The sequence below is a fragment of the Flavobacterium bomense genome (assembly GCF_003970355.1).
Map to the genome: position 1 here is coordinate 1 of NZ_RYDJ01000106.1, position 1,000 is coordinate 1,000.

Annotated in this window: 2 protein-coding genes; both read left to right on the plus strand. The window is 39.2% G+C overall.

All coding sequences use genetic code 11. The features are described from left to right. A partial coding sequence (locus tag EKL98_RS15905) for an SDR family oxidoreductase (protein ID WP_233589464.1) occupies nucleotides 1-475 on the plus strand: 475 nt, incomplete at its 5' end. 104 nt (nucleotides 476-579) lie between these two features. Further along, nucleotides 580-1,000 (plus strand): SprT-like domain-containing protein (locus EKL98_RS15910; RefSeq protein WP_394343486.1); only part of this gene is annotated, 421 nt, incomplete at its 3' end.

The window sequence follows — 1,000 nt, forward strand, 5'->3', positions numbered from 1 at the left end:
TTTTTCCGCTTCCAGATTGCCCAACAAGAGCCACCGTTTGTCCCTTTTTTACTTCAAGAGTAAAGTCTTTCAACACAGTCTCTTTTTCGTATATAAAGTCAATGTTTTTGGCGTTGCCAATTTAACACGTGCGTGTCTGCCCTATTTGCAAAAAGGAAGTCACGTTGTAACCATTAGTTCAATGGGTGGAATACAAGGAAGTTTAAAATTTGCTGGTCTAGCAGCTTATAGTTCCAGCAAAGGCGCCGTGATTACTTTGTCGGAATTATTGGCAGAAGAATATAAAGAGAAGGGGATTTCGTTTAATGTTTTGGCACTCGGTGCGGTTCAAACCGAAATGTTACAAGAAGCATTTCCGGGTTACGAAGCCCCAATTTCGGCAAAGGATATGGCCAATTATATTTTTGACTTTGCCTTGACCGGAAATAAATATTACAACGGAAAAGTGCTTCAAGTTTCATCCACTAATCCATAGCCAGTCAAGTATGAGTTATGCGTTATTTGTTAGACGTTGGTAGTCTCATGAATATGTTTACTTCTAACTTCCCACTTCTAACTTCTAACTTCTAACTTCTAACTTTGAGCGAAACCCTTTCAAAATATATCCCTGAACACGCCGTAAAACCAGTTTTTGAACTGATTGTAGCCAATCAAGTGCATCTCAAAATTGTGAATGAACGGGTAACTCGTCACGGAGATTATCGAAAAGGGTTAAGCGGAAAACACGAAATCACGGTCAATGCCAGCCTAAATAAATACAAATTTTTGATTACGTTGGTTCACGAAATTTCACATTTGGTAGCGTTCGAAAAATTTGGAAGAAACATCAAACCTCACGGGAATGAGTGGAAATATTCTTTTCAGCGATTGATGATTCCCTTTATTCGTCCCGAGATTTTCCCCAATCATTTGTTGCCATTATTGGCGCGGCATTTCAAAAATCCGACCGCAAGCAGCGATACAGATGCTACATTGTCATTGGCTTTGAAACAATTTGATT